At 53.3% G+C, this 2,350-nt stretch carries 1 rRNA gene; it reads left to right on the plus strand.

Features of this window, described 5'->3' with window-relative positions:
• Positions 1-2,350: ribosomal RNA gene (locus A3842_RS08870) — 23S ribosomal RNA — on the plus strand; the annotation flags it as partial.

A 2,350-nucleotide genomic window follows, 5' to 3' on the forward strand; every position in this document is an offset into this window, starting at 1 on the left:
AGAGGCAGACCAGGGGAACTGAAACATCTAAGTACCCTGAGGAAGAGAAAACAATAGTGATTCCGTCAGTAGCGGCGAGCGAACGCGGAACAGCCTAAACCAAGGGGCTTGCCCCTTGGGGTTGTGGGACGTCTCACATGGAGTTACAAAGGAATATGGTAGGTGAAGAGGTCTGGAAAGGCCCGCGATAGAGGTAAAAGCCCTGTAACCTAAACTGTGTTCTCTCCGAGACGGATCCCGAGTAGTGCGGGGCACGTGAAACCCCGTATGAATCCAGCAGGACCATCTGCTAAGGCTAAATACTACCTGGCGACCGATAGTGAAACAGTACCGTGAGGGAAAGGTGAAAAGCACCCCGGAAGGGGAGTGAAATAGAACCTGAAACCGTGTGCTTACAAAAAGTCAGAGCCCGTTTTAGGGGTGATGGCGTGCCTTTTGTAGAATGAACCGGCGAGTTACGTTTAACATGCAAGGTTAAGGTGAGAAGCCGGAGCCGCAGCGAAAGCGAGTCTGAATAGGGCGACTAAGTATGTGGACGTAGACCCGAAACCGTGTGATCTACCCCTGTCCAGGGTGAAGGTGCGGTAACACGCACTGGAGGCCCGAACCCACGCATGTTGAAAAATGCGGGGATGAGGTGGGGGTAGCGGAGAAATTCCAATCGAACTCGGAGATAGCTGGTTCTCCCCGAAATAGCTTTAGGGCTAGCCTCGGTGAATGGAGTGGTGGAGGTAGAGCACTGATTGGGTGCGGGGCCCGCAAGGGTTACCAAGCTCAGTCAAACTCCGAATGCCATTAACTTCTTGCCGGGAGTCAGACAGTGAGTGCTAAGATCCATTGTCAAAAGGGAAACAGCCCAGACCATCAGCTAAGGTCCCCAAGTGTGTGTTAAGTGGGAAAGGATGTGGAGTTGCACAGACAACCAGGATGTTGGCTTAGAAGCAGCCACCATTGAAAGAGTGCGTAATAGCTCACTGGTCGAGTGACTCTGCGCCGAAAATGTAACGGGGCTAAACACACCACCGAAGCTATGGCTAGATGCTTTGCATCTGGGGTAGGGGAGCGTTGTATATACGTTGAAGGTGTACCGTAAGGAGCGCTGGAGAGTATACAAGTGAGAATGCCGGTATGAGTAACGAAAAGATCAGTGAGAATCTGATCCGCCGAAAGCCCAAGGTTTCCTGAGGAAGGCTCGTCCGCTCAGGGTAAGTCGGGACCTAAGGCGAGGCCGACAGGCGTAGTCGAAGGACAACAGTTTGAAATTACTGTACCACCGTAATCCGCTATGAGCGATGGGGTGACGCAGGAGGGTAGTGACGCGGACTGATGGATGTCCGTCTAAGCAGTGAGGCTGGTGTGTAGGCAAATCCGCACATCGTAAGGCTGGGCTGTGATGGGGAGCGAAAATTGTAGTAGCGAAGGTCATGATCTCACACTGCCAAGAAAAGCCTCTAGCCAGGAGAAGGTGCCCGTACCGCAAACCGACACAGGTAGGCGAGAAGAGAATTCTAAGGCGCGCGGAAGAACTCTCGTTAAGGAACTCGGCAAAATGACCCCGTAACTTCGGGAGAAGGGGTGCCTCGGTAGGGTGAATAGCCCGAGGGGGCCGCAGTGAAAAGGCCCAAGCGACTGTTTAGCAAAAACACAGGTCTGTGCGAAGCCGCAAGGCGAAGTATACGGGCTGACGCCTGCCCGGTGCTGGAAGGTTAAGGGGAGCGGTTAGGAGCAATCCGAAGCTGTGAACCGAAGCCCCAGTAAACGGCGGCCGTAACTATAACGGTCCTAAGGTAGCGAAATTCCTTGTCAGGTAAATTCTGACCCGCACGAATGGCGTAACGACTTGGGCGCTGTCTCAACGAGAGATCCGGTGAAATTTTAATACCTGTGAAGATGCAGGTTACCCGCGACAAGACGGAAAGACCCCATGGAGCTTTACTGCAGCTTGATATTGAATTTGGGTACGATCTGTACAGGATAGGTGGGAGCCGTAGAAGTAGGAGCGCAAGCTTCTACGGAGGCGCCGTTGGGATACCACCCTGATCGTATCTAGGTTCTAACCTGGTACCCTAAACGGGTACGGGGACCGTGTCAGGCGGGCAGTTTGACTGGGGCGGTCGCCTCCTAAAGAGTAACGGAGGCGTTCAAAGGTTCCCTCAGAATGGTTGGAAATCATTCGAAGAGTGCAAAGGCATAAGGGAGCTTGACTGCGAGACCAACAAGTCGAGCAGGGACGAAAGTCGGACTTAGTGATCCGGTGGTACCGCATGGAAGGGCCATCGCTCAACGGATAAAAGCTACCCTGGGGATAACAGGCTTATCTCCCCCAAGAGTCCACATCGACGGGGAGGTT

Origin of the sequence: Paenibacillus sp. P3E, from assembly GCF_001909045.1 — a bacterium.
In the GTDB taxonomy this organism is placed as follows: Bacteria; Bacillota; Bacilli; order Paenibacillales; family Paenibacillaceae; genus Paenibacillus_AQ; species Paenibacillus_AQ helianthi.